Genomic DNA, 26,047 nt, shown 5'->3' with positions numbered 1-26,047 from the left:
TTTTTTGGGAAGGCACGGCTTCCTAGGGCATGATGGGAGGTTGATAATCCCGCATAGAGTCAGGTGTTAAGGAGCCAATATGGCAGAGTTTGTCTACCAGATGCACGACGTGCGCAAGACCGCCGGCGACAAGGTGATCTTGGACGACGTCACCATGGGCTTTTTCCCGGGCGCCAAGATCGGCGTGGTGGGCCCTAACGGCATGGGCAAGTCCACCCTGCTCAAGGTCATGGCAGGCAAAGAGGACATCTCAAACGGCGAGGCCCGCCTGGCCCCCGGCTACAGCGTGGGCATGCTGGACCAAGAGCCTGAGCTGGACGAAGACGCCACGGTGCTGGAGAACATCCGCCAGGCCTTTGGCCCGCTGCTGGCGAAGATCGACCGGTTCAACGAGATCGGCAACGAGATGGCCCAGCCCGATGCAGACTTCGACGCCCTGATGGCCGAGATGGGCACCCTCCAAGACCAGATCGACGCTGCCAACGGTTGGGACTTGGACTCCCAGCTCTCCCAGGCCATGGACGCGCTTCAGTGCCCGGACCCCGATACCCCGGTCTCTGTGCTCTCCGGCGGCGAGCGCCGTCGCGTGGCTCTCTGCCGCCTGCTGCTGGAGGCCCCCGACCTGCTGCTTTTGGACGAGCCTACCAACCACCTAGACGCCGAGAGCGTCCTGTGGCTGGAGCATTTCCTGCAAAACTACCCCGGCGCCGTCATGGCCGTCACCCACGACCGCTACTTCCTGGATCATGTGGCCCAGTGGATCTGCGAGGTGGACCGCGGCACCCTCTATCCCTACGAGGGTAACTACTCCACCTACCTGGAGACCAAGGAGCGCCGCCTGGCCGCCCAGGGCCAGCAGCAGGCACGCCTGGCCAAGCGCATGGCCGCCGAGCTGGAATGGGTGCGCTCCAGCCCCAGCGCCCGCCTCACCAAGAACAAGGCCCGTCTGGAGCGCTACGAGCAGATGGAGGCCGAGGCCAGAAGCGCCAAGAAGCTGGACTTCGCCGAGATCCAGATACCCGTGGGCCCGCGCCTGGGCGCCAAGGTCCTCGAGGTGGAGCACCTGGAGAAGGGTTTCGATGATCCTTCCGGCGAGCGCCGCGTCCTTATCGACGACCTCTCTTTCACCTTGCCGAGAAACGGCATCGTGGGTGTCATCGGCCCTAACGGCGTTGGCAAGACCACCCTGTTCAAGACCATCGTTGGCCTTGAATTGCCAGATGCCGGCTCGGTGGAGCTGGGCGAGAGCGTCAAGCTCTCCTATGTGGACCAGAACCGTGCCGGCATCGATCCTAACAAGACGGTGTGGGAAGTGGTCTCCGACGGCAACGACTTCATCACCGTGGGCGAGACCGAGGTCCCCAGCCGCGCCTATGTGGCGGCCTTTGGCTTCAAAGGTCCCGACCAGCAGAAAAAGGCCGGCGTGCTCTCCGGCGGCGAGCGCAACCGCCTGAACCTGGCCCTCACCTTGAAGCAGGGCGGAAACCTGCTGCTTTTGGACGAGCCCACCAACGACCTGGACGTGGAAACGCTCTCCAGCCTAGAGGCGGCGCTTTTGGACTTCCCCGGATGCTCGGTGGTGATCTCCCACGACCGCATGTTCTTGGACCGCGTGGCCACCCACATCCTTGCCTGGGAAGGCACCGATGAGAACCCCGGCCACTGGCACTGGTTCGAGGGCAACTTCGAGGCCTACCAGAAGGATCGTGAGAAGCGCCTGGGTCCTGATCTATCCAAGCCCCACCGCATCCACCGCAAGCTCACCCGCGACTAAGGCGTGTGTCCTAAAGCTTGGGCTTTGGGGCAATGGGCGGTTTGCATACACGGAGGCAATCGAAGGCCCGGGTGCATCTGGCGATGCACCCGGGCCTTCTCAAAAAGCCTCCTTAGCATGCAAACCGCCCTTAAGCGCCATTGCCGCAGCTTGAAGGCTTGCGATCCAGAGTCACGCAGCGAGTCTTGGCTGCCTGTCTTGCTCAGGCGTCTGCGGTTTTCTGCGTTATACTCGAAGCATCAGAGATGAAAACACAGTCCCCGTCGGGTAGTCGAGGGCGTACGGCACAGGCGCCGTATCAGTAACCTGCCTCCTTGGTTGTCCCTTCTCTGCATGGTGTGTCTACATAAAGGAGGAACAAGCCATGCGGATCAGCGTGTCATCCACCCTGACCTTATTCCATGATGGGCAATTTTGGGTGGGTATCATCGAGCATGTTGAAGACGGGCGTCTTGGAGCTTCTCGCATTGTGTTTGGAGCAGAGCCTTCAAATGAAGAGGTTTTGCATTTTGTGATTGAAAAATGGCAAACCCTCGCGTTTGGCGGTGTACAGCTTTCTGCTGCCAAGCCTTTGGCAGCAAACCCAAAACGCCGTCAGCGCGAGGCAGCACGGACTGCTCAGCGGGCGCCCATGAGCACGAAAGCGCAGGCAGCCCTGGCTGAGCAGCGAGAAGAGCTCAGGCAAGAATCGTTGCGGAAGCGAAAAGAGCGCTATGCCAGCGAAAAGAAAGCTCGTTTCGAACAGCGTGCCAAATCGCGCAAGGAGAAGAGGCGCGGCCATTAGTCCGTGAAGCGAGGGAATGCGAGATAGAGAGAGGTCTGTGTTGCGAGTACGTAGGTGCTGCGGTGGGGGCTTTTGCATACTTAGGAGACGTCTGAGAGGCCTCGGATGCATCGCCAGATGCAGACGGGGTCTCGAATTGTCTCCGTGTATGCAAAAGCCCCTAGCTGTGGTATCCATACGCCTAGTAACAAAACCAAGGGATACTCCCTAGATAACGTGTTACTTCAGCTACAATTCAAACTACACGTAATAGCCATCACACTCTTCGTAGAGAAGATGAGCCAACCTCATCAGCTGGCAAGAATATGCACTTAAGGGGCGTGTAGTATGAGGCAATCAGCGCGCAATGGATCATGGTATAAGAACTTACTAGTTGTGATATTAAGTATTACAATGATACTAGCAAATTCAAATATACAAGCATATGCCCAAGTGCTGGCTCCAGAGAGTCCCCAGAATTCAGAGATAGCGCTAGAGGAAACGCAACCTGTAGGGCCATCGGAAGATGCATCTACAAACATAGAAGTGAAATCGGTGGATTCCGAGAAAACAGACGCTGCCGCAAAAATGGAAGGTTCCACGAAGCTGGAGGACGATCTGGCATTCGAGCCGGAGCAACCCGCCGATTCGTCTCGTGATAAAGAGGCGCAGCTGGACGCAGGACAGCTGAGGGAAAAGCTGGAATCCCAGGATACCCAGCTCAAGCAGGCTTCCGTCGCAGACGGTTCGCGGCAGGCAGCCGGCCCCTTCGAGGTGACCGGCGGCGTCGCGGGCACAGATTATAGCTATAGCGGCACGGTTCTCACGGTTCTGACCTCTACACCCCTCACCCTCTCGACCCCCGCTCCCACAAGCTCCACCATTCAGATCAATCCCGGCGTTCACAGTGAGATCACCTTGGCGGGAGTGCGCATCCAGAACGCTTCGCTTCCTGCCATCAACCTCATCACCAACATCAACGACACGGCTACAGGCGCGCCTGCGACCGACGGCTCCCAGATCAGGAACCCCACCTCTCTCTACCTCAAGATCAAGGACGGGAGCACCAACAGCCTTACCACGGCGAGCCCCACCAACAATGCAGGCATCCGTTGTGGCGAGGGCTCCGTCCTCACCATCGATGACGAGCTGGACAACCGCCTTGCCAATGGTGGCGAGGCCAAGGTCGAAGGAGAGAAGGTCGTCGAGTCGGCGGTGCTCGTGGGTGGCAAGGAGATTGCCGCCGGCACCGCTTCTACCGAGCTCGACAGCCCAAATCCCGGTACCCTCTCCATTGTGGGCGGCGGCTATGCCCCAGGTATAGGAGGAAGCCCCGCTGAGAACGGCGGCACCATGACGTTCAACGGCGGCAACCTCGACGTGCGTACCTATGGCTGGGACTCTTCCGGCGAAGGGGCTGCGAGTTACTCGGCAGGCATCGGCGCCGCGGGATCTGCAGACGGCACCGCTACCGTCATGACCTTCAATGGCGGTACCATCCACGCCTATGGCGGCCTCCACGGCGCCGGCATTGGTGCGGGTCATAGCGGCCACGACGGTTTTGTGGGGGACCGCCAGCCCAATGCCATCCCAAGTCGTGGCACCACCCGATGCACTGGAGACAACCCCAACGTCGCCGGCAACATCACCATCAACGGCGGCTACATCTACTCTCAGGGTGGCTGGCATGGCGGCGCCTTTGGAAGCGCCTGCTGGTCCTCCAACAAGGGCAAGACCATCAAGGTGACCGGAGGCACCCTCATCCCTGTTCCCGGCAGCGGCGGAGGCGGCGCCCACACCGGCGACTATAACGTCTTCCCCGAGATCGGCGGTTCCAAGGGCTATGTGGAGATCACCGGCGGTTCGGTGCGCTGCTCGGACCCCGCCACCCGCTTCCAGGGCATCGGTTCCACGGCCTGGGGAAACAGCAACTACCTTGAGCCTGGCTACAACACGGGCAATCCCAACGATCCCAACAAGGTCTTCATGGTGACCATCGATCTGTCCTCTGAGATCAAGGGTAACGGGGCCGCCGGCAACAACCTCATTTGGGACTGGGAGCTGCTGGTGGCCAACGAGCCCTACAACTACGGCGCCCCTCAGCAGTTCGACAATGGCAAGCTCTACCTGTGGCTACCTAAATCAGCTACCGAGAAGCAAGTGACGGTGAACCTCTCCTACATCGACGATGAGGGCAAAGTCCAAAAGATCAACCCGCTGTTCCGCAACCCTGGGCAGGTGGACACCCTCAAGCGCTACATCGACTTCGAGCTGCCCAAGACCTATACGGATCACCTTTCTAAATACTATGACGGACTGCCCTTCGAGGCCTACGACCTAGGGGGTACCGACGAGAACGGCAACCCCAACGCCATCACCACCAAAGAAGACATGCCCAAGACACTCAACGATCCTCGTGCGGTGGATTGGCGCTATCAGCGCTTCACCGAGCGCGGCGGCCAGCCTCTGGGCCCCGAGGTCTCTGATAACAACCAGATGCCCTCCGACGTGGGTGTCATGCGCTTTGTGATGACCTCCACCCAGTACTCCAACAACCCGGCTCCGGAGTACAAGGACTTCCGCGAGAACTATTGGGGCCACCGGGCTTACGGCTGGTGCGACATCTCGCCGGTGCCTTCCTCCATCAAGCTGGTGGACGCTACCTGGGTGGAGGACAGCCAAAAGGGCGATATCGCCCACGACTCCCGCAAGGCCCTGCAGGTCACCTGCGAGATCGAGGGCGGCGTCTTTGAGGACGGCACCCACACCGCCGACACCTGCAAGGCTCCCCACGGCCGCATCCAGCTCTTCATCGACGACGAGCCCCAAGGCGACCCTATCCCCATCCTCTTCCAAGACACCGAGGTCGAGGTTGCCGAGAAGACCGCCCTCAAGCGCGCCAGCGCTGCCAAGGCCGGCACCAAAGTCTTGATGCCCAAGAATGCCACCGAGGTGCCCAACGGCAAGGGCGGCTCTACTACGGTCTTCAACTACGTCTTCACGCCGGCTGACTCCGACTATCTGGTGCCCAAGGCCACCGGCGACAACAAGCACGAGGTCTCGGTGCAATTCCTACGACCAGACGCCGACTATCAAGGCCCTGCCAACTACCTGGAGAGCACCAACCCTGCAGAAAACGACAGCGTGCCCAGCGCTGAGGTGCACATAGACCCGGTGGATCCCAAGCCCCAGGTGACCGCTGACAGTCTGCCCGACGGTACTAGCTTCACCCCAGTGGAGGGCGTCAACGATCCCGAGGCCATCAGCGGCCACGGATCTCTGCACCTCATCTACCATGCCAACAACGATGACGGCAGCCCCGCTGGCGAGGCAGTGCTCAAGGTCAAGTCGCCCAGCTCAGGCGCCTTCACCCTCACCGACAGCAATGGCGGCATCGTGCGCGCCTACCTGCGCGCAGATGACAGTGGCAACCCTATCCAAAACGCCGACGGCACCTACGACCTCATCGTGGACCCCGAGGCTGTGGGTCAAACCGAGCTGCACCTTACCCAAGAGGCCAACGGCGCCTATCTGCCCAGCCACTTTGTCTACGACATCACCGTGGACCCCGCTCCCGACATCCCTCCTGCGCCCAAACTGGACAAGCAGGTGGTCAACCTCACCCATCCTGACGGCCCCACCCAGCCGGGCGACCTGCTGGCCTACCAGGTCATGGCCTCCAACGAGCGCGAGGGATCGGTCTGGGGGGACGCCCTGGTCACCGACCAGCTGCCCGCCTGCCTCACCCTCGCTGCCGACAAACCCGTCCACCTCACCAACAACAACACCTTGGCTCCCTTCTCAGGCGAGCTCACTCAGGTGGCAGCCGCAGCCGATGCTCCTGCCTCCGGCCAGTACAGCGTTGCCACCGCAGCCAACGGCCAGCAAACGCTCAAGTTCTTTATGGGAGACATCATCGCCTCCACAGAACAGACGCCCCAGAGCGCCACGGTGGCCTTTATCTGTCGAGTGAACGACGATGCCCCAGGCCAAGTGCTGGACAACATCGCCACCTCGCCCGAAGCTCCCACTTCCCCTGAGTCGCCTAACACTCCCATTGCCGGTCCGGCTACACCCTCTGGCAAGCCCGGCGAGAAGGTCTCACCGGCCGACCCCAAAAAGGACGATCTCGCCCTGGCAAAGAGTTTCAAGAACCTCACCCATCCTGACGCTACCGGCGTGCAGGTGGGCGACAAGGTGGCCTATAGCTGCACCTTTACCAACAACGGCGCAGCCAACTCCAGCCTGCTCTTTGCTGCCGTCTCCGATCCGCTGCCCTCCGGCCTCACCTTCATCCCCGGCACCCTCCAGCTTACCGATGCTGCCGGCGCCACCCACCAAGTCCCCGACAGCGCCTACCACGCCGATTCCCATACCATCGCTCTAAGCCTTGGCAGCCTTCCCGGCGGCACCAGCGCCACGCTCACCTTCCAGTGCCAGGTGAACCCCGAGGCACTGGAGCAGCCCCTGGCCAATCAGGCTTACGGTACCGGCACGCTGCCCTCAGACCTTCCTGCCGAGAAGCCCGACCCCTCAAACCCGGACGATCCCTCTGACCCCGACGACCCAACCAACCCCACAGACCCGGATGACCCATCCAGTCCCTCAGACCCCACGAAGCCGCAGGTGCCTGAAGAGCCTGGCCTTCCGGTGGACCCAGCTCTCTTCGACGAGCCGCTGGCCTCCAGCGCTCCCGTGGAGCCCGACTCTGTGATCCCGGCAGACGCCACTTCCAAGGACATGGCAATCACCAAAGAGGCTGCCAACCTCTCCCATACCGACGCCACCTACGAGGGGGATATCATCCGCTACACCCTCACAGCCAAGGCGTTGACGCCCGGCGCTGGTTGGATGGAGGTGGTCCTTCGCGATCAGCTGCCCCAAGGTCTCGATTATGTGGCAGGATCTGCGCACTTGCGCGATCAGGGCGGCACTCTCTATGCTCCCACCGATGCCATCTTTGATCCTGCCACCCGTACCCTGGCGGTGTACGGCGGACATCTCTGGGGCGGCCACGACCTGGAACTCACTTTTGAGGCCCGAGTCAATCACGAGGGTGTAGGCGCCGACATTGGCAACGTCGCCTATCTAGGTGGCCATAAACCGTCTCAATGGAAGGAAAACCAACCTTCTGATGGTGACGATCCCGATAAGCCCAACAACCCCAACAGCCGCGGGCCCAAGCCTGGCGACCCGGCTTCCGGCAGCGAGCTTTGGGACGAGTTCGCCAGCTCCAACCTTGTGATACAGAGCTCGGTCGCCTATCCGGTGGGCGCCGATGTGACCCAGGGCGGCGCCGTGCTTCCCGCACCGGATGGTAAGACGGTGGCCCCTGCAGGTAAAGTCGCCATCCCCAAGACCGGTGACGAGTCCCTGCTGCCCGGCATCATCGGGCTTGCAGTGGCAGCGCTTCTCGACAGCGGAGTGGTGCTGCAGCGTAGGCGCAGCTAGAAGCCCGCGCTTAGAGCACTTGCAGAGCCTCTCGTCTTATAGCGAGAGGCTCTTTTTTTGGCACTCCAAAGGGGAGCGCTGCTTTTACGGAGTCATGTTTGTGATGCGGTAGCTGGGGCTTAGGCAGATTTTATTGATGGGACGAAATCTGCCGCTCGATTGTCTCCGTGTATGCAAAAGCCCCCGAAGAAGCATGAAGCCCAACGTAGCGCTAGTCCAGCTCTTCTCGGTATGGAATGGACACCTGGGCGCCAAGTCGAGTGACCGTCAGGGCAGAGGCTCGGGTGGCAAACGCGAGGGCATCAAAGAATGACGCGCCTTCCAGTCGAGCTGCCGCCAGCGCTCCCAAGAAGGTGTCGCCGGCCGCAGTGGTGTCTACTGCCTCGACAGGAAGCGCCTCGACAAGCCGAGCAGAGAGTTCCAGTGGCGCAGTTGGGCGCAGGTTAGAGGAGAGAAGCCAATCGTCGGAAGCCGGAGTGCTTCCATAGGCGCCACGCTCGCCCAGCGTGATCGCCACCTGGCGCACTCCCGCCTCATGAAGCTTTGCGGCAGCGGCTTCGCAGTCCACCAGCGAGATAGGCAGGATGCCGCAGACAATCTCGCACTCCGTCTCATTAAGGCACACCAGGTCGCAGCAGGAGAGAAGATCGGCGTCCATGGGCGCTGCGGGCGCGGGGTTCACCAGGGTGTAAAGCCCCAGTTCGTGTCCGGTGCAAATAAATGTGCGGACTGCCTCAGGGGCGCATTCAAACTGAGTGAGCGCCATATCGCCCGACTCTGCCATCGACTCCAACGCTTCGCGCACGAAGTCTGGCCCAAAGCCGCCATTGGCGCCGGGGTTAAGGATGATGCGGTTCTCGGCATCGCAGCGAACAATGATGGCCGTGCCTGTGGGAAGCGTGCTGTGACCCAAGTGGCGGGTATCTATGGAATCGGCTTCCAGCATGGCGCGCAGCTCACGGCCAAAGGCATCGTCGCCCACCTCGCCTATGAAGCTCACTGGAGCTCCAAGTCGCGAGGCGGCCACTGCTTGGTTGGCTCCCTTGCCGCCGGGAGTGGTCATAAAGTTCGAACCAGTGAGGGTTTCTCCTGCCTGAGGCATCCTGTCCACCTGGATGCTCAGGTCCATGTTCATGCTGCCGCATACGACGAGCTTTGCCATAGCCACTCCTTCGTGCCGGTCGCCTTTGCCTTCACTCTAACCCAGGTGGCGGCGTGGAGGGTTTCTCGGCAGCAGGGCAGGAGGACAAACAGGGGGGCGCCCGCGCATGACGGGCGCCTGTACAGACGAGAGCGCAGGCAGAATAAGGCGCCACTTAGAACGACAGCGACGTTCAGAAAGCGAGTGATGCTTAGAGAGAGCCCCGCAGCTCAGAGAGAGCGACCCGTGAGGCCTTGTGCATGCTAAGGCGACATCTAAAAAACGCCCCCACTGAATCATTAGATGCAGTGGGGGCGCTCGAACTGTCTCCGTGTATGCGCAAAGGCCCTTATAACAAGGTGTATGCGCAAGGCCTAAAGAGACAAAATCTTAGAGAAACGTTACTCCTCGCCAGTGACGTCCTCGGTGACCTCGGCGTATTGGTGGCCGTTCTCATCGGTGCCAACGGTGATGTGCTCCTGGAGGATCTCGTCCTCGGCGCCCTCGATGGCCTTGCCAACCTCAGGATCGTTGTACTTGTCCTCGATGTTGTAGTTGGGCTTGATGGAGGCCTCCATGGAGCGGGTCTCGTCCTCGAGCTTGCCCTCGGCGACAACGTCGTCAACCAGCGTCTGCTCGGCCTTCTTTGCGTCCATATGCTCAGACATTGGAGTCCCCTTTCTGTGCCGGGCGCCTTAAGGCGTCGGATCGAATTGTCTGCGTCTAAGGTGTGCCCAACCAAGCGATTCCTAGTCCTCGCAACTTCTGACCCCACCGTTTGCGCAAACCCCTCTGGTTTCTTGCTGCCGAGAAACCCCTGCCCCCTCAACCTGCAGCTCTTGTTGGGTATAGACCTCTGTGCGCAAAGATCAACAGGGGCGATTTCATGACATCACAGAACACATCCCACAACGCCGCCGCGCCCACCGAGTACGCGGGACAGACGCAATCCACCACACACGCCGCATCAGGGCAGTCAAGCTCCCCTTCGCAACCTGCCGCACAGCCCAGGACGTTGGAGCAAAAGATTCAGCATCGCAACCAGGTGATCACTCGCACGGGCACTGTGGGCATAATCGCTAACGTAGGGTTGGCTTTGGCAAAGGCGGTCATTGGCCTCATCGCCAACTCGCTGCCTATCGTGTTGGACGCAGTGAACAGTGCTACTGACGCCCTCTCCTCCATCGTCACCATCATCGGCGTGAAGCTGGCGGGAAAGCCTGCCGACAAAGAGCACCCCATGGGCTACGGGCGTGTAGAGTACCTGTCGGCGTTGTTGGTGGCCACTGCGGTCTTTGCCACCGGCATCATCACCATGCGCGACTCCATCCTTAAGGTCATCCATCCCGAGCTCGCCCATTATGACCTGGTGGCCGTCATCGTCATCGTGCTCTCCATCGCCATGAAGATCTGGCTGGGGCTCTATACCCGCAAGCGCGGCAAGGAGACCCAATCGGAGGCCCTCGACGCCTCGGGCATCGACGCGCTCTTCGATGCGGTGGTCACCGGCGCCACCTTGGTGGGCATGTTCATCACCATGATCTGGCACATCACGTTGGACGGATGGATCTCAGCGTTCATCTCGGCTGTGGTTATCAAATCCGGTTGGGATATGTTGGCAAACATCATCAACGAGATCCTGGGCGAGCGTATCGACCCCACGCTGGCCAAGGAAGTGCGCCAGGAGGTGGAGTCCTTCAAGCCTGTCATCGGCGCCCATGACCTCTACCTCGACTCTTATGGTCCCAACTCCATGATTGGCTCCATTCACCTGGAGGTGCCGGCCCAGCTTACGGCGCAGGAGATAGACAAGCTTTCCCGAGCCATCTCCAAAGAGGTCTTTGACAAGCACCACATCATCCTGACCTGCGGCATCTACGGCGCCGATCCCAACGATCCGCAGTGGCGCGCCTTCAACCAGTCCATCCGCGAAGAGGTTATGCGCCATCCAGGCGCCCTGTCCATGCATGCGCTCTACGTCGACCATGCCAAGAGACATGTGACCCTTGATGTGGTGCGCGATTTTGGCGTCACCAACGTGGAGGAGTTTCGCCAGCAGATCATCGACGACCTCACCCGACTTCATCCCCAATACACCTACACTGTCCACGTAGACGTAGACTACGCCGAGTAACGCTTTTCTTGCCTTCAGGAGGACCCCCTATGGCTACCTATAAGGCCAAGCAAATGATCGTGATGCGCCGCGACCTCAAGATGCGCAAGGGAAAGATCGCCGCTCAGGCAGGGCATGCCTGCGTGGATGCCACTCTTAAGGCGCTGGCTGCTCACGCTGCCAATGGCCGCGGCGTGGCGTTGGAGGAAGACGGCGAGCCTCGCTTTGCTCCCAATGACGAATCTCCTTTGGCCGCCTGGTTTGGCGCCGGCGTGGCCAAGGTGTGCGTCTACGTAGATGGGGAAGATGCCCTGCTAGACATCGCCCAGCAGGCCATGGACCAGGGTTTTTTGGTCTCGTTGGTGCGCGACGCCGGCATCACCGAGTTCCACGGCGAACCCACTTACACCTGCCTGGCCCTAGAGCCCCTCTTCCCCGAGCAGGTAGACCCCCTCACCGGCGACTTGCCGCTCTACTAGCTCTCGCCCGCGTCCATGCTGCGCCTTGTCATCTCCCCCGCAAAAAAGATGGTCGCCGAGGACTCGTTGCCCTCAGTCACCACCCCGCGCTTCGCCTCCGATGCCCAAGCGCTTACTTCGCTGTTGCGATCCCTTCCTGCCGAGAAACTCCAGCGCCTCTGGCGCACCTCTGACGCGCTTACGGCCCGCTGCCTCGCAACCCTAGAGGCCTGGGAGCCCGCGGGTCCCGCATCGCCTCCCGCGCTTTTGGCCTATCAAGGCATCCAGTACACCCGTATGGCGCCGGCAGTGATGACTCAACGGCAGCTAGACTACCTTCAGGATCACCTGAGGATCCTCTCAGGACTCTACGGCCTGTTGCGCCCCTTTGACGGAGTCTGTCCTTATCGGCTGGAAATGGGCGCCAAGTTCTCTGAGCCCCTGTGCGTCGTCGGGCAGGGAGCGCCCGTGTGCAATCTTTATCAGTACTGGGGCGACCGACTGGCTTGGGCGTTGGTGCAAGAAGGCACAGACGTGCTGGTCAACGTGGCTTCCGAGGAGTACGCCAAGGCGGCATGCAGCGGTTCTGGCACGTCTGAACTGCTTGCGGACGCCGGTGTCCAGGTGGTCACTTGCCTCTTTGGCACCGAGAAGGGCGGCCGCTGGCTGCAGCGCGCCACTGCGGCCAAGGAAACTCGCGGGACGTTTGTGCGCTGGTGCGCCGAGCATGAGGTGTGCGAGGTAGGGGAGCTTTCCGGTTTTGAGGAAGCCGGCTATCGACTGGATGAGGAACGCTCACAGGCGGGTAGTCATCGACTGGTGTTCTCGCGCTTGCCGCAAGAATGATTGCATATATAGTGAGCGCGACTTTACTGGCGGCCTATGCTGGTTCTGGCGATGTGTTCCGTTAGACTCTGTGGGCGCGATGGAGCACTATATAGCCGGCGATGCCTGCCGCCGAGAGCGCAAGAAGGCTGCAAAAGAGACCTCGGTAGCCCAGGACGGGCACCACGAACCCAAAGGTGATGGGGGAGATGCCGCAGGCGAGGTCGGTCATCATGTAGAAGGTGGCGTTGGCCACGGTGTAGCGCGACCTGCCTAGGTACTGGGTGGAAAGGGCCAGGCCGGTGGGTTGGATGGCGCCCAGGCCATAGCGGATAAGAGCCGCCGCTGCCAGCAGCTCGATGCCGTTGGTAGAGAGCCCCATCAAAAAGATGCCGGCGCCCAAAGCGATGAAGCTGGGGACGATGAGCAGCGTGGGCCTTCGGCGCTCTCTTGAGGGGTGAGGGGGCTGGCAAGGATCACTGCGAGGAAGGCGGCCGCCGCAAAAGCGTGCCGCCAAACAGCCGATAGTGAAGATGCCTGTGGCGATGGAGACGCAGGAGATGTCGCAGCCATAGCGGCTATGTGGCCCTGGTCCCCGCCGACCACCCCTACGCCCGCCGAGCCTCCCTCGCCATTGAGGAGTTCGACCGCGGGCCTATGGTGCAGATCAATCCTCGGCGCGGCACCAACACCGACGCCCTCCTTGCCGAGAAAGACGTTCATCCCGACGTGCGCTTTTATACCTCTGACCTCACTACCGCCAAGGCCATGGTGGGGGCGGGATTGGGCATCTGCCTCACTATCGACCTGGTGGGCTCTGTAGCAGGGACAGGCGCGGTGGTGGTTCCCATCTGTGGCGTGGACCCCTTTGTCTTTGGCATCGCCCACAGGGGCTGGGAGACGCTCTCTGCCCCGGCCATCGCCTTAGTGCGCGAGCTCGAGGCCCATAGGGCGCCCGAGCTCGCCTAAGTAGTACGGAGCAGCGGCGCGGTGAGCCGCGGCCGGATTTTAGAGGCAGGCCTTGTGCTACTGGCAGGCCTTGTAGATCTTTACGATGTCTTGGGGCGTGAGGTCCACGAACCCGGCGATGGCCGGGTTCTTGTGGCAGGCCTTCTCGGCCATTTGCTCGAAGTGCTCGTCATCTATATCGATGGCAGTGAGAGTGGGTGCCAGCTTGAGGTCGTTCACAAAGAAGCTCTGGAGGGCGTCGATGCCGGCGTTGGCGCGCTCCAGGTCGCTCAGGGCAGGATCGTCGATGCCAAAGACGTTCTGGGCGAACTGCACCAGTTTGGGCAGCGTGCCGTCTGGGTCTTTGGCCAGCACGAAGCGCATCCAGGCAGGAGTGAGGATGGCCAGGCCCAAGCCATGGGTGATGTCGTAGAACGCCGAGAGCTCATGCTCCATGGGGTGCACGCTCCAAGCTTGGGTCTTGCCGCCGTCGGCAAAGCCATTGATGGCCCAGCTGCTGGCCCACATGAGGTTGGCGCGGGCCTCCCCGTTGGCGGGATCCGCCATGGCGATGGGTGCGAACTTGATGACGGTGCGCAGCAGGCCCTCCATGAAGGTGTCCAGGAAGTAGAGGTCCTTGTCCTGGGAGAAGTAGGTCTCGCAGGTGTGGCTGATGATGTCTGCCGAGCCGGCCGCCGTCTGGAACGGTGGCACCGTATAGGTGTTCTGAGGATCTAAGAAGCTGGCTTTTGGCAGCAGGCACGCTGCGCCGCGGCCTTCCTTCTGATGGGTCTCAGGATTGGAGATCACGCCGCCCGAGTCCATCTCAGAGCCCGTGGCCGCAAGGGTAAGCACGGTGACCAGCGGAAGCGCGTCGTCGATGGGCGTGGTTTTATCGGCAAACCAGTCCCAGGGGTCGCGATCGGCCTTGGCGCCCGCGCAGATGAACTTGGAGCAATCGATGGTGGAGCCGCCGCCTACGGCCAGCACTACGTCGACATTGCCTTCCTTGCACATCTGGGCGCCCCTGCGCACCGAGGCGATGCGCGGATTGGGCTCGATGCCGCCCAGCTCGATCACCGAGAGTCCTTGCGCCTGCAGCAGCCCCATAATGCGGTCATAGAGGCCGGTGCGCTTGATGGAGCCGCCGCCGTAGGTGAGAAGCACGCAGGATCCGTAGGAGGCCACTACCTCGCCCAACTTGTCAAACTGATCGTCACCAAAGTAAATAGTGGTAGGGATGGAGTAGACAAACCCGTTCAATGGAGCTCCTCTCTTCGAGGCGAATCCGCGCGCTTTGGCCTCGCCTCTCCCAGTTGGCCGCGCCAACCATTGGCTATAAGGTTGCTAGTAGTGTAACCCGCAACGACCGCGCTCCCCCAAATGGGCGCGTTATGGTAGGGCGGTCGATTTAGGATGCAGCGTCCGCAGGAGGTGGCAGTCATGTGCGGCAGGTTTGTACCCTTGACGCTCAGGCAAGTGATGGCGGTGCTCCAAAGCCTGGCTCGCGGCCGAGCCACCGGCGACTATAGCGACGTTCCTCTGGGTGGCCTCTGGAACGTTGCCGAGAAGGACGCCTTTCCCGGCGCCCAAGCTCAGTTGATTTTGCCCTACGCGCTGGCCGAGCGCGCATCGCTGGTTGATCCGGCCTTGCAAGTCTCCGCCGATCTGCTGACGCCGGGGGCGATGGATCCAGAGGCGCGGCCTGCGGCGCCCCCTGGCGGCCCTGCGCCGGACGCCATGGGCCCCGACGAGCTTACTGCTGCGCCTATGAGCTGGGGTTTCTCGGTACCTTGGAAAGCCAGGGGCACCGTGTTCAACACGCGCATCGAGACGGCGCTGGGGGACCTGCAGCAGGGCTACGGCTTTTGGAAAGATCCCATCGAACATGGACGATGCGTAGTACCTTGCCGCCGCTTCTTCGAGGCCAGCGACATCGAGACGGTCACCAGCAAGCGCTCGGGCAAGCAGATCAAACGCATCTATAGCTTTAGCTCGCCCGATGCCCAGGTCACATTGCTGGGCGCGGTCTCTGATGGCCAGGTGTTCTCCATTGTCACCACCGAGCCCAACGCTACCATGGCGCCCATCCACCGCCGTATGCCACTGGTGCTCGAGCCCGAGGAAGTGGCCATTTGGCTGGGCCCCCATTTTGCGAGCTTGGCCAACCGCAGCGCCACTCCGCTCTCGTCTGAGCCCGAGGATCCCGGCCAGGCCACGCTGTTCTAGCCGGCAGCGAGCGCGCTGGCAGGATGGGCGCTGGACGATGGTACGCCTTGGCTCGCTGGTATGGCTGGGCGCGGGTTGGCCGTTGGCACGAGGTGCGGTTAGGCGATGGCAAAGCTGGCAGAAAGGTGCACTAAACGATGGATTTGGGCGAAATCCATCGTTTAGGAGGCGCTCGTGCCAAGATTGCCATCGTTTGATGCCGAGAAACCCCACCATCTCAATGGGCGCCCATTCTGCTGCTGCACGAAAAAGGCCCCGGCATCGCAAAGATGCTGGGACCCTAGCTATTAGGAGCTCGAGAGAAACGGGGTACTTTGTGCAGCAGCTTGGGTGCAGGCGGCTGGGTTGCCAGCCGCACCGGCTGCGGCGGTCTGATTGCAGGCGGTCGCGGCCGCAGGGATCGCTATTCAGCTTGCAGCGTTAGGCCACAAGCCCGCTGTTAGTTGTTGGCCACAAAGTAGCGCACCATGGGAGCGTAGCGCTTCTCGATGTCCTGGTGCACAGACAGGAAGGTGTCCTTGCCCGCAGGAGTGGTGGCGAAGCGGAAGGTGTCCCACTTGCCGTCCTTAAGGACGCGCTCCAGGTTGCGGCGGGCCTCACGGTTGAAGAGCTTGTCCAGCAAGCCGGCGCCCAGCACAAAGGTGAGCAGCGCGGCGACGTCGCGAGTCATCTCGCCCTTGCCGTCCAGAGCCTTCTCGATGGTGTCCACCATCTGCTTGCGGGCAGTGGGGGCGGGCACAAAGACGACCTGGTTCTTGGCGGCCTTGATGAGGCCCTCGTCGCGCAGGGGATCGGCGACAGCGGCCAGGAAGGAAGCGGCGCCGTCACCCTTGCCAGAGAAGTGCTCGATGAACTTCTGCACGTTCACCACGCGGCGCTCTTCTACATAGGTGTAGCAGGTCAGCAGGTCTGCCTGCTTCTTGGTGGGCTCTGCGGAGGGACGAAGCTCGGTGCCGTCCTCGCTCAAGTGCAGATAGCCGTCGCTCACCAGCTCATACATGGCTACCACGGGCAGGGTGGCAGCAGCCTCCTTGGAGGCGAAGGCGCCCTTGTCGTCCAAGGCGCAGAGCAAATACTGTTGAGTCAAAGATACGTTCATAAGAGATCTCCCTCAAAAGAAGCGTGCCAACCAAAATGGCGGCCTGAGCTTTGAGCCAAGGCAGGCCCAAAGGTTTTCAGTGGCGATATGTACCCACTTGGCGTGCAGAATTTGTGTCCATGCACATGCAGCAGGTGCAGCACGGGCGCTAGGCGGCCTTCCGCCTGCGCCGATGCGCCGCCTCGCGGCGAAGCGGCGCGCGGTGGCGCAAGCCTACCGGCGATAAGGGCGGTCGTCGCGCATCAGGCGAGGCCCAAAGAAGCCCATGAGGCCCAGGCCAACCGAGAAGAGCAACCCAAAGAAGCCGATCTTCAAGATGAAGGCGATGGACGCCATGGCCAGGTAGGCCTCGGTGTAGAAGTCGCCGCGGAACACGATGGAGGCGTCCGGGGTGCCCTGAGTGAGCATTACGATGCCCAGAGCCAGGGCGAAGACGCCGCCAAAGAAGCCCAGCCAGTCATAGACCTTGCGGGCGCGGCGGTGTCCCAGGTGCGACAGCTCGCGGTCGATGCGTGCCTGCTCGGCCTCGCTGGCGGAGGCAGGAACCCCAGGCTTAGGCGCATCAGGCTTGGGTGCGCCAGGCGCGGGCGCATCCTTGGGTGCCGGGGCGCCTGCAGGTTGGGAGGGGGCGGGCTTCTCGGCAGCAGGGGCATCGGGGTTCACAGAAGGGGGAACTGGGCCGTCAAACTGCTTGGCCTCAGGGCTCTCGGGCTCGATGTAGTTGGGGTAGACGGACTCATCGTCATCATCCATGGCCTCTTTGACCTGAGGCTCGCGGGGGATGGCGGGGATGAAGCCGGGGTCGTGCACGGTGCCATCGCTATCTTTGTAGGGTGCTACCTCGGCCTCTGTGACCGGGGAGCAAAGGGTGCCATTGGAGTCCTGGGTGCCGGACTCAGGGGTCGGCGTATCAGTGGCCATGGAAAATCTCCCATCGACGAATGTTCATTGTTTGAGTGATACCCTAATCACTCTCGCTTCTAGACCCTCGGAAGACGACTCGTCTGGATTAGCACACCATCGACTGGCGCGGCCGGGGCATAGAGGTGGGATGGCGCAAGATATGCTGGGCATGGCGCGGGGTTGCTCTGCAGCTGCTGTGCGCAGACTGGCGCTGCGAGGAAAACCTTGGAGGGGCACTTATGGATCCCGTGCGGCTGTTTGGGTCGGTGGTAGAGCGTGCTGCCCGTCGCTCTCCGGTGCGCGCACGCACACTTTTGACCTGCGCTTATAGTGCGGTTGCTCTCAAAGGGCGCTTGACTTATCCCGGCGGCACGATCGCTGCCCAAGACCGCTGCAACGGCGCGGTGGCTTCGATGATCGTGGATGGCATGCGCCATCCCGAGCGGGCCTGTGTAGTAAACATCTTCATGCCCTGCGAACTGCTCTATGCCCTGGGGGCCACCCCCATGTTTCCCGAGGGCATCTCAGTTTATGTGGCCTGCACCTCCTGCGCAGAGGTCTTTTGCGAGTCGGCGGAGTCCTCAGGCGTCCCTGAGAGCTTTTGCAGCTATCACAAGCTCATGCTAGGCATGGAGTCCACCGGCGTGCTGCCCGCCCCTGCCTTCATCGCCAACACTACCCTGGCCTGCGACGCCAATCAGGTGAGCTTCCGCTCCTTCGCCGCCCATGCCGCCTCGCCCCACTTCACGCTGGACGTGCCTCAGGAGTTCACGCAGCAAAACATCGACTATATCGCCTCTCAGCTGCGCCAGCTGGCTCACCAGCTCGAAGAGACCTTCCATGCCAAGCTCGACCTGGGCAAGCTTCAGGAGATCTGCGAACGCTCGCAGCGCACGCTGGCCAAAGCCAAGCTCTTCGCCTCTCGCCGAGCCTCCTCCACCCTGCCCATGACCCTCACCTCCGAGCTTTGCCTTTTGGTGTGCACCCACGTGCTGCTGGGCACCCAGGCTGCCGAAACTTATCTAGACGATCTTCTGGCTGCACAAGCCTTGTCGCCGAGAAGCCCTGCCGCCGCCGCTGGGAACCCGGCGCCCCCTCGCATCTTTTGGATCCACACTCTGCCCAACTGGCAGCACTCCATGGGCCAGATCTTTGATGAGGCCCAGTCGGCTGAGCTGGTGGGCAACGACATGGCCTATGACGTGCTGCATCTGGCAGACCAGCTGGATCCTCAGGATCCCTTCGACTTCATGGCCCGTCGCCTGGTAGGAAACACCTCCAACGGCCCGGCTGCCCGCCGCGTAGAGGCGGCTCTTAAGATGGCTCAAGAGGCAGCAGCAGACGGCGCAGTGGTCTTTGGGCATTGGGGATGCAAGCAAACCTTGGGCATGGCCGGTCTAGCCGAGAAGGCTTTCGATGAGGCGGGTGTTCCTTTGCTGGTGCTCAACGGCGATGGTTGCGATCCTCGCAACGCCGCCGACGGCCCCATGGTCACCCGGGCGCAGGCGTTCTTGGAATCGCTGTCCCGCGAGCGAACTTAAGGCGGGCTTAGGGGTTTAGGCTGGGTATAACACACTTCAAATAGCTGAGCTTGGGCTTCTAGGAGGGGTGTCCTTCTCGGCAACTACGGGCCCAAGCGCCTTTGAGGAGTGAATGCCATGAACATTATGGACGCCATCGCGCAGCGCCATTCGGTGAGGTCCTACGAGTCGCGGCCCATCGAGCCTGCCACAGCCGACCTGCTCAGGGAGCTTATCGGCACCGTCAACGAGGAGAGCGGGCTGGCGTTTTCGCTGGTGGTGGACGATCCCTCTGTGTTCTCGAACCTGCTTGCCAGCTACGGCAAGTTCTCCGGCGTCGACAACGTCATCGTGTGCGCAGGCCCCAAAGGTGCAGGCTTGGGCGAGGCCGTGGGCTATTGGGGCGAGCAGTTGGTGCTCGAAGCGCAGATGCAAGGCCTCAATACCTGCTGGGTAGGGGCCACCTTTTCGCATAGGGCTGCGCTTCGCTATGTGGAGCCTGGGCAGGAGCTCGTATGCGTCATCGCCATTGGCTACGGCAAAGGTGAGGGCAAGACTCATCCGGTGAAGTCGGTGGAGCAGCTCTCCAGTGTAGTGGGGGAGGCCCCCAGCTGGTTCGAGCGAGGCATGTGGGCGGCGCAGCTGGCGCCTACTGCCCTTAACCGCCAGGGCTTCCGGGTGGAGTATCGCGGAGGCACCGTGCACCTTAACGTGGTCCCCGGTCCGTTTTCCAGTGTTGATGCAGGCATTGTTAAGCGTCATTTTGAGCTGGGAGCCGGCAGAGAAAATGTGGCGTGGTCCTAAAAACAACCATATTTTGTCCGTTAAAATACAGTAGGCCTGAACAGCGGTTTTTCCCTAAAGGATCTTGTTTTGTGGTCAAGATCCCTTATTATTTAAAACTAAATATTACTGAAAATAAATCTGAACGGTTGCGGAAAACCCCAGTTTGTGACACGCTACACCTACGGCAACTAGGTGCCAAAATATAGCATCTAACCTGTTAAGTATGATAACTTATTAACGACGATAGGGTGCTAGCTATGGCCTTGACTAAGGAAGACAAAGAACGGATGTTAGCGGCCTGGCTTAGGGTCACCGCGAGCGTCGCGCAGGTCCAACAGTTCCAGGAGCTTCGATATAACGAGGCGGTCATCTGCAACATTCTCATGAAGAACGAGGTAGAGAATCCTGGTCACAAGCTCACTGCCACGGATCTATGCAACGAGTCTCATATGCTCAAATCGCAGATGAACCGCACGCTCTCTTCCATGGAGGCCAAGGGCATTATCAAGCGGGAGCGCTCGGATGTGGACCGCCGCCGCGTCTTTACCACGCTGCGTCCCGGCTCCAACATCTACGAGCGCCAACATGCCAAGATCTTGGACATTGTGGGTGCTGTGGCAGAGCGCGTAGGCGAGGACGATGCCGATAAGATCGTGGCTATGCTCAATGCCATCAGCGAGGCGGCTGAGCAGGTGGCCCGCGAGTCCGATGAGTGCTAATCGCATAGATTGTCAAAGCAGAGGCGCACGGTGTCCGGGCGCCTCTGATAAGGGCTTGAAGAGTCTTTCAAACTTTTTATGAGCTGTCTTCAAGGCCGCTTCAGTGGATGCAGTCAGCGAGAAGGGGAATACTCCCCCCGAACTATGACTGCAACCCACTGTGAGCAGGTGCCTCATGACGATTCGTCATCATCATATAAAGCATTCCCTCCGGGCGGGGAAGGGTCAAGCCTCCCAGGTCGAGGCTCAGGCTGCCATGAAGGCAGACGCCAGCCATATCCACGATCTCAAGCGGCAGCGCGACGCCTTGGAGCACCAGATCCGCGAGCTGGGCGACCAGCAGGCAAAACTGGTGCGCCAGCGCCGCAAAATCGATCGCCAGATAGGCCGTACTCGCTACGACGAGACCATGGATGCCTTCTTTGGCCCAGTGGTGGATGAGGAGGCACTGGAAGCCCAGCTCGACGCAGAGGCTCAGCCCTCAGAGTCCTTGCGGGGCCACACAGCCAACGCAACAAAGCCACAGGACGCTCAGAAAGCGGCGGCCTCCTCTGCGCCCGTAGTCACCCCCTCACAGCCCCAGAGCGCCTCTGAGGCCCCCGCCAAAGCGCCGGCCGCGAAGGTGCGGGCTTCTCGGCTGCAGGGGCCTCGTCCCACTGCGGCAGAGACCGAGGCTGCGGGGGCTGGCATCCTTACCTCCAAGGGCTTGCATCTGCCCAGCTATGTGGAAGTGCTGGGGCACAACCTGTCGCGCTCCACCGCCATCTATGCTGTGCTGTGTCTGGTGGCCGCGGTCTTTTTGATCCCGCTGTTTGCCAGCGCGGCTGTGGTGGCCTTCACCGATCTTTCCTCGGGCGACCACGCTAACCTCATGCTCACAGTGTCCATCTTTGTGGCCGAGTCCGTGTGCATTCTGGCGCTTGCCGCCCTGCTGGCTATCCTTGCCTTTCGCATGTGGGAAGGGGAGACGCGCTTCAGGCTCCAGCTGTGCGAAGCCAGCCTGGCGGTGCTCACCGGCGCCATCCTGTGCCATGTGATGGTCTTTGGCATGACCTCGTTTTTGGTGATCTTCGCCCTCGATGCGGCTCTGCTTATCTCGCTGCACTCCTATTGGGATCCCGAGCTGGCGCTAGAGCGCGCCAACCGCCGCACTGAGTCCGAGTCGCTGCGCGCCATGATCTTCTCCTCCGACGAGCGCACCAACACCCCGGGCAAGCGTCCGGGTACCGGCTACATCACCCTTAACTTCTTCAATCTCTTTTGGATCTTCGTCATCGCGTCTGTCATCGGCCTTGTGGTGGAGACCCTCTACTTCTACATTGGCAATCACTGGTGGATGGACCGCGCCGGCATGCTCTGGGGCCCCTTCTCGCCCATCTATGGCTTCGGCGCCTGCCTCATGACCATCGCCCTCAATCATTTTCACAACAAGCCGGTGGCGGTCATCTTTTTGGTGAGCGCCCTTATCGGCGGAGCTTTTGAGTTCTTTACCAGCTGGTTTATGCAGTACGCCTTTGGCGTGACCGCCTGGAATTACTCTGGCACCTTCTTGAACATCGACGGACGCACCAACTTCTTCTATATGTGCTGCTGGGGCGTCTTGGGGCTCATTTGGGTCAAGCTGCTGTTGCCGGTGATGCTCTACTTCATCAAGAAGATCCCCTGGGGCTGGCGCTACAGCCTCACGGCCATCTGTGCGGTGCTCATCCTCTTTGACGGGGCCGCCACCCTCACCACGCTGGACTGCTGGTACCTGCGCGAAGCCGGCGTGCCGGTGACCAACCAGGTGGAGCGCTTTTGCGCCGAGCACTACGACAACGCCTATATGCAGCACCGCTTCCAAACTATGACCATGCATGTGGACAACAGCGCCCGCACCCAAAGCTAGCAGCTGGGGCTGTTGGCCCAGACGCGCAAAAGGATCCTGGGCCAGCGGGGCTAGCCTTGACGCCTGCGCACAATAGCCGAGATGAGCGCCCCTGCACCCAGCGCGCCAGCCGCCACCGCGCATCCCTTTTTAAGCCGAGAAGCCCGCGTCCCCAAAAGCTTGGCCACGTTTTCCCAGGCCTGCTCGCGTCCCAGGTAGCGGCGGTAGCGGCGCAGCTCCTCGGGGCTTAAGGGCTCCGTCTCGTCCATCTGGGGCGCACCTCGGCGGTTCATGGGGTTGTCTATCATGGCCGCCACCGTGTCCTGGGTCATCTGGGCCACAGTGGTCACCCGCTCCTGCATGTAGCCGCCGGCCAGCACGCCCAGCAAGTCCATGATGTAATCGCGGGTCTTGGGGTCGGCGTTTACCAGCTTCTCGGTCACGGCGGCCAAGATCGCAGGATCGCCGCTCATAAGATCAGAAAGCGTGGTCACCGGGATGGCCGCCAGCGCGTCGAAGAACGCAGTGAAGACATGCTTGCGCTCCTGATCGGTGGTCTCGCTGAGCCAGCGGTCGAAGGCCTGGTTGAGGCTTTTGGCTGCAGGCAAGAGCTCCTGAGGGCTTGCCGCTACAAACCGCGGCCCTCTCACCTGCCAGCTCATGGCCGAGTGCTGCATGATTCCCGTGGCGTCGCTCTCCACGATCTTGGCGTCTTGAGTTACCGATAAGAGCTGCCCCACCACGTCGAACACGGGGATAAAGGTGGAGATTCTTTCCTGGATGGCTGAGAGCTTCTCGGCAGCGAGAACCCCTTTGTCAAAGCCCGGGCCGTCGTTGTTCCACACGCGGGCGATGCGGTCTTGGATGGGCGTGGCACAGAGGGCGGCTCCGTAAATGGCCAGGTTGCCGCCTTTGGAGTGGCCTCCTACCATAAGGGGGCCCGAGGTGGAGGCGCAGGTGGCGTTGAGGTAGTCTACCGCAGAGCGCTGAGAGGCCACGGTGCCGTAGGTCATCTCGAAGTCTTCGCGCCAGCCTACCAAGGTGTCGTCGGTGCCGCGGAAGGTGACATAGGTAGAACCGTCATCTAGCGCGATGTGAAAGGCGCAAAACTGCTCGGCGCTTTCGGCATCCAAGTGAGAATAGAGATTTGAGAGCCGGGCGTTTCCAAAGCGTTTGCTGGCTCCTAGGCGCCCCGGCAAAAGGGCGGTGTAGGGCGAGATGACCCCGGCGGAGCCATAGATAGACTCTTTGTCGTGAAGCTGGCGATAGCGGACGTCGGCTTGGGCCATGGAGATGGCGCCGCCTTCCTCTACGCTAGGCACCACACCCTCGAGGGCGCAGTAGGCAAGCTGGGACAAGATAGCATTGTCTACCTCGTTAAAGGGCACTTCTGCCAAAGAGATGTCGCCAAACCAGTCCAGGTAGTCGAGCATGTCGGCCATAGGTGGATCCTCTCTGAGAGTTTCGCCTTTGGGGCGCGTAAGTTTTGTCCTCTCGATGTGTACCGAATGGTACCCGCTCTTTGCGTGCAGGCGATAATTACCATAGATATGGCTAATTGATGAGAGCTTTTGGGGAATCGGCGGCCTCGTTTTCGGGGCGCTGCGAAGAACTGTTCTAGGAGCGGTATGGCACTTTTGAGAAACGCATTGGCTCCCAAGCTGCTTTGCGCAGTGGCGATCGCGGCCCTTTGCGCCAGCCCATTGGCGCTGGTGGGCTGCGATGCCACGGCTGGCTCTGCAAGCTCGGGGCAGGTTTCCCAACAGACCACTGCCGGCAGGCGGTTTACCGTGCCGCAAGCCTTCTTTGGCTCCAAGGACGAGAAGAGCGCCATTTCCCAGCTGGAAAGCTATGGTGGCTCCGATGTGGAGCGTGACGGCGAGGGCAATTATCTGGTTACCATGAGTGACGGCAACTACGAGCGCTTTTGTGAAGACAGTCTGGTCTCCACCTGCAAAGTGCTCGACGCCATTCCTGGCTCCCGAGACTATCCCCAGATTGTGGCGGTGGACTACAACGACGACCTCACTCAGATCACCTTCACCTGCGCCAAAGACGATATGGGCAACCAAGGCCAAAATGCTGCGAGTCTTGCCATTTATGTGGTGGCGCTTCATCAGGTGATCGCTGGCCGGTCACTGGAGTGCAATGTGACGCTTCAGAATTCGTCAGGCAGCACCATTGCAACGTTCAGTTATCCTCAACTTGGGTGAACGGTAGTAAAACGTCCGTAAATGGGTTGCCCAATGCGCACTTACCATGGCCCTTTAGAGAGGGCTTTCGGGCGTTTTCCTGTACGGTAGCCTGCAGGCAGCTATAACAATGATGAAAAATAATTATTTTTTATAGTGTCTCTTATTACACGTTGAACGCAACCTGATACAAATAATAAAGAAGAAATTGATATATATAGAATATAAATTCAAATAGATTAGCATGTGTTTACTAAGGGTGTATTCAGGCATTATCTCGTGGAAGCAAAATAAGGGGAATTAGCGGGTATATTTGCATAATATATTGAGCTTCATCATAGTGTTATGCACTATAGATGCTCACGAAATCGTAGACTGTGCGTCAGGGGCTATGCAACCAGTAATATTCTTAGCGACAGATGCAGCGGGAAAACGGTTTTCAAAGATATTGTTAAGTAACGATATAAAAGAAAAACTCCACAGTTTTTTAGGGGATTCATCAACAGTTAGCGCTAAATTGCCCCTGACTTTAGGATGTAGGAATTGGAACAACGCGCGTTCATCGATATGTTTGGCGCGTTTCAAACTGGTTAGGAATTACGTATAGACAAACGTCGCTAGTGGATGCATTATAGATACTAACTATCGTTCCATCTTTTCGTAGGCGCTGGAGGAGCCATGAAGAGCATTGATAGTGCTGCCATCTTTAAAGCTCTAGCAGATGAAAACCGCGTCGAAATCGTTCGTTGCATTGCACGCAATCCTGGTGTGACGGCGAGTTCCCTGCTCGACCGCCTAGATATCGCGCAGTCCACTCTCTCTCACCACATGAAGGTTCTTATTGGGGCGGGCATTGTCGTTGCCAAGCGCAAGGGCAAGTGGACCCACTACTCCATCAACCTTGATGCGGTGGATCGCTTGGAGCGCTGCGTCACCAGCTTGCGCACCCCGCGTTCGCTCAAAGTTCGTGCTGCCCGCCGCAGCACCGGGCAGGAAACAGAGCAAGAGCCTGCGGTCATTCGCATGGACGACGGACAAGATAGCGATGTGCGCCGCGTGGCTATGGAAGACTAACCGCTGTTGCCTTTGGTACATAGTTCGGTCTATTCCAAGGTCACTGCAAGGCGTACACCTCCACATCGACGCCAAGACATCGACCTAGTGGAATATCAGTAAGCAGTTGAGGGTCCCGGGTTTTAAAACCTGGGACCCTTTTGTTGTTACTAGAAACCAATGAAGGGGACCCTTAAAGGAAGGCG

21 protein-coding genes are annotated in these 26,047 nt (G+C 60.3%); 14 read left to right on the top strand and 7 right to left on the bottom strand.

The window, feature by feature from the left end; genetic code table 11:
* The first annotated feature begins 79 nt into the window (after nt 1–79).
* The 3 genes from ettA (at nt 80) to OR601_RS07815 (ending at nt 7,988) form a co-directional block, all read left to right on the top strand.
* Complete coding sequence (gene ettA / locus OR601_RS07825; RefSeq protein WP_265591627.1) at nt 80–1,774, top strand: energy-dependent translational throttle protein EttA; 1,695 nt, start codon at nt 80–82, stop codon at nt 1,772–1,774.
* A 364-nt stretch (nt 1,775–2,138) separates the two neighbouring features.
* Nucleotides 2,139–2,558, top strand: a complete 420-nt coding sequence (locus OR601_RS07820; RefSeq protein ID WP_136011904.1) for a YjdF family protein — start codon at nt 2,139–2,141, stop codon at nt 2,556–2,558.
* A 534-nt stretch (nt 2,559–3,092) separates the two neighbouring features.
* Nucleotides 3,093–7,988, top strand: a complete 4,896-nt coding sequence (locus tag OR601_RS07815) for a hypothetical protein (RefSeq protein ID WP_265591626.1) — start codon at nt 3,093–3,095, stop codon at nt 7,986–7,988.
* 211 nt (nt 7,989–8,199) lie between these two features.
* Here OR601_RS07815 and OR601_RS07810 read toward each other — a convergent pair whose 3' ends face one another.
* On the bottom strand, nt 8,200–9,150 hold the full coding sequence (locus OR601_RS07810) for a ribokinase (protein ID WP_136011907.1): 951 nt from the start codon (nt 9,148–9,150) through the stop codon (nt 8,200–8,202).
* 380 nt (nt 9,151–9,530) lie between these two features.
* Nucleotides 9,531–9,797 carry a hypothetical protein gene (locus OR601_RS07805; RefSeq protein ID WP_265591625.1) on the bottom strand — a complete coding sequence of 89 codons (267 nt, stop codon included), beginning with the start codon at nt 9,795–9,797 and terminating at the stop codon, nt 9,531–9,533.
* A 218-nt stretch (nt 9,798–10,015) separates the two neighbouring features.
* Between OR601_RS07805 and OR601_RS07800 the strand changes: the two genes are divergently transcribed.
* From OR601_RS07800 to OR601_RS07790, 3 genes are read left to right on the top strand one after another with little or no spacing between them, the layout of a single operon-like run.
* The gene (locus OR601_RS07800; RefSeq protein WP_265591624.1) at nt 10,016–11,263 is read left to right on the top strand and encodes a cation diffusion facilitator family transporter; all 1,248 of its coding nucleotides are present in this window, start codon (nt 10,016–10,018) and stop codon (nt 11,261–11,263) included.
* A gap of 29 nt (nt 11,264–11,292) precedes the next feature.
* Entirely contained in the window at nt 11,293–11,721 is a 429-nt protein-coding gene (gene pth2 / locus OR601_RS07795) for an aminoacyl-tRNA hydrolase (RefSeq protein ID WP_136011910.1), read from the top strand.
* Nucleotides 11,722–11,736: 15 nt separating this feature from the next.
* Nucleotides 11,737–12,546 carry a YaaA family protein gene (locus OR601_RS07790; protein ID WP_265591623.1) on the top strand — a complete coding sequence of 270 codons (810 nt, stop codon included), beginning with the start codon at nt 11,737–11,739 and terminating at the stop codon, nt 12,544–12,546.
* A 61-nt stretch (nt 12,547–12,607) separates the two neighbouring features.
* Here OR601_RS07790 and OR601_RS07785 read toward each other — a convergent pair whose 3' ends face one another.
* Nucleotides 12,608–13,072, bottom strand: a complete 465-nt coding sequence (locus OR601_RS07785; protein WP_323373094.1) for an MFS transporter — start codon at nt 13,070–13,072, stop codon at nt 12,608–12,610.
* Between the two features lie 35 nt (nt 13,073–13,107).
* On the opposite strand from OR601_RS07785, the gene OR601_RS07780 reads away from it, so the two are divergent.
* A complete protein-coding gene (locus tag OR601_RS07780; protein ID WP_265591622.1) occupies nt 13,108–13,494 on the top strand; it encodes a LysR family transcriptional regulator substrate-binding protein in 387 nt (128 codons plus the stop codon).
* A gap of 57 nt (nt 13,495–13,551) precedes the next feature.
* On the opposite strand, the gene OR601_RS07775 is transcribed toward OR601_RS07780, so the two are convergent.
* Nucleotides 13,552–14,736: an iron-containing alcohol dehydrogenase gene (locus OR601_RS07775; RefSeq protein ID WP_265591621.1), complete on the bottom strand. Its 1,185-nt coding sequence runs from the start codon at nt 14,734–14,736 to the stop codon at nt 13,552–13,554.
* A gap of 153 nt (nt 14,737–14,889) precedes the next feature.
* Between OR601_RS07775 and OR601_RS07770 the strand changes: the two genes are divergently transcribed.
* Nucleotides 14,890–15,702 carry an SOS response-associated peptidase family protein gene (locus OR601_RS07770; RefSeq protein WP_265591620.1) on the top strand — a complete coding sequence of 271 codons (813 nt, stop codon included), beginning with the start codon at nt 14,890–14,892 and terminating at the stop codon, nt 15,700–15,702.
* A gap of 439 nt (nt 15,703–16,141) precedes the next feature.
* On the opposite strand, the gene OR601_RS07765 is transcribed toward OR601_RS07770, so the two are convergent.
* Both OR601_RS07765 and OR601_RS07760 read right to left on the bottom strand, forming a co-directional pair.
* On the bottom strand, nt 16,142–16,801 hold the full coding sequence (locus OR601_RS07765) for a GPP34 family phosphoprotein (protein ID WP_136011915.1): 660 nt from the start codon (nt 16,799–16,801) through the stop codon (nt 16,142–16,144).
* Between the two features lie 213 nt (nt 16,802–17,014).
* Nucleotides 17,015–17,722, bottom strand: a complete 708-nt coding sequence (locus OR601_RS07760) for a hypothetical protein (protein ID WP_265591619.1) — start codon at nt 17,720–17,722, stop codon at nt 17,015–17,017.
* A gap of 221 nt (nt 17,723–17,943) precedes the next feature.
* Between OR601_RS07760 and OR601_RS07755 the strand changes: the two genes are divergently transcribed.
* From OR601_RS07755 to OR601_RS07740, 4 genes are all read left to right on the top strand, one after another.
* Nucleotides 17,944–19,245, top strand: coding sequence for a 2-hydroxyacyl-CoA dehydratase subunit D (locus OR601_RS07755; protein WP_265591618.1), 1,302 nt, complete (start codon nt 17,944–17,946; stop codon nt 19,243–19,245).
* Nucleotides 19,246–19,362: 117 nt separating this feature from the next.
* Entirely contained in the window at nt 19,363–20,028 is a 666-nt protein-coding gene (locus OR601_RS07750; protein ID WP_265591617.1) for a nitroreductase family protein, read from the top strand.
* A gap of 239 nt (nt 20,029–20,267) precedes the next feature.
* Nucleotides 20,268–20,729 carry a MarR family winged helix-turn-helix transcriptional regulator gene (locus OR601_RS07745; protein ID WP_136011918.1) on the top strand — a complete coding sequence of 154 codons (462 nt, stop codon included), beginning with the start codon at nt 20,268–20,270 and terminating at the stop codon, nt 20,727–20,729.
* A gap of 175 nt (nt 20,730–20,904) precedes the next feature.
* Complete coding sequence (locus tag OR601_RS07740; RefSeq protein WP_265591616.1) at nt 20,905–22,617, top strand: putative ABC transporter permease; 1,713 nt, start codon at nt 20,905–20,907, stop codon at nt 22,615–22,617.
* 50 nt (nt 22,618–22,667) lie between these two features.
* On the opposite strand, the gene OR601_RS07735 is transcribed toward OR601_RS07740, so the two are convergent.
* Nucleotides 22,668–24,038: an Mbeg1-like protein gene (locus OR601_RS07735; protein ID WP_265591615.1), complete on the bottom strand. Its 1,371-nt coding sequence runs from the start codon at nt 24,036–24,038 to the stop codon at nt 22,668–22,670.
* Between the two features lie 186 nt (nt 24,039–24,224).
* Here OR601_RS07735 and OR601_RS07730 point away from each other — a divergent pair, with 186 nt between their 5' ends.
* Nucleotides 24,225–24,809 carry a hypothetical protein gene (locus OR601_RS07730; protein WP_167604257.1) on the top strand — a complete coding sequence of 195 codons (585 nt, stop codon included), beginning with the start codon at nt 24,225–24,227 and terminating at the stop codon, nt 24,807–24,809.
* Between the two features lie 657 nt (nt 24,810–25,466).
* Complete coding sequence (locus OR601_RS07725) at nt 25,467–25,862, top strand: ArsR/SmtB family transcription factor (RefSeq protein WP_136011921.1); 396 nt, start codon at nt 25,467–25,469, stop codon at nt 25,860–25,862.
* Nucleotides 25,863–26,047: the final 185 nt, after the last annotated feature.

It is taken from the genome of Leptogranulimonas caecicola, assembly GCF_023168405.1.
Classification (GTDB): Bacteria; Actinomycetota; Coriobacteriia; order Coriobacteriales; family Atopobiaceae; genus Leptogranulimonas; species Leptogranulimonas caecicola.
This window is presented reverse-complemented; position numbering and strand designations above follow the sequence as displayed.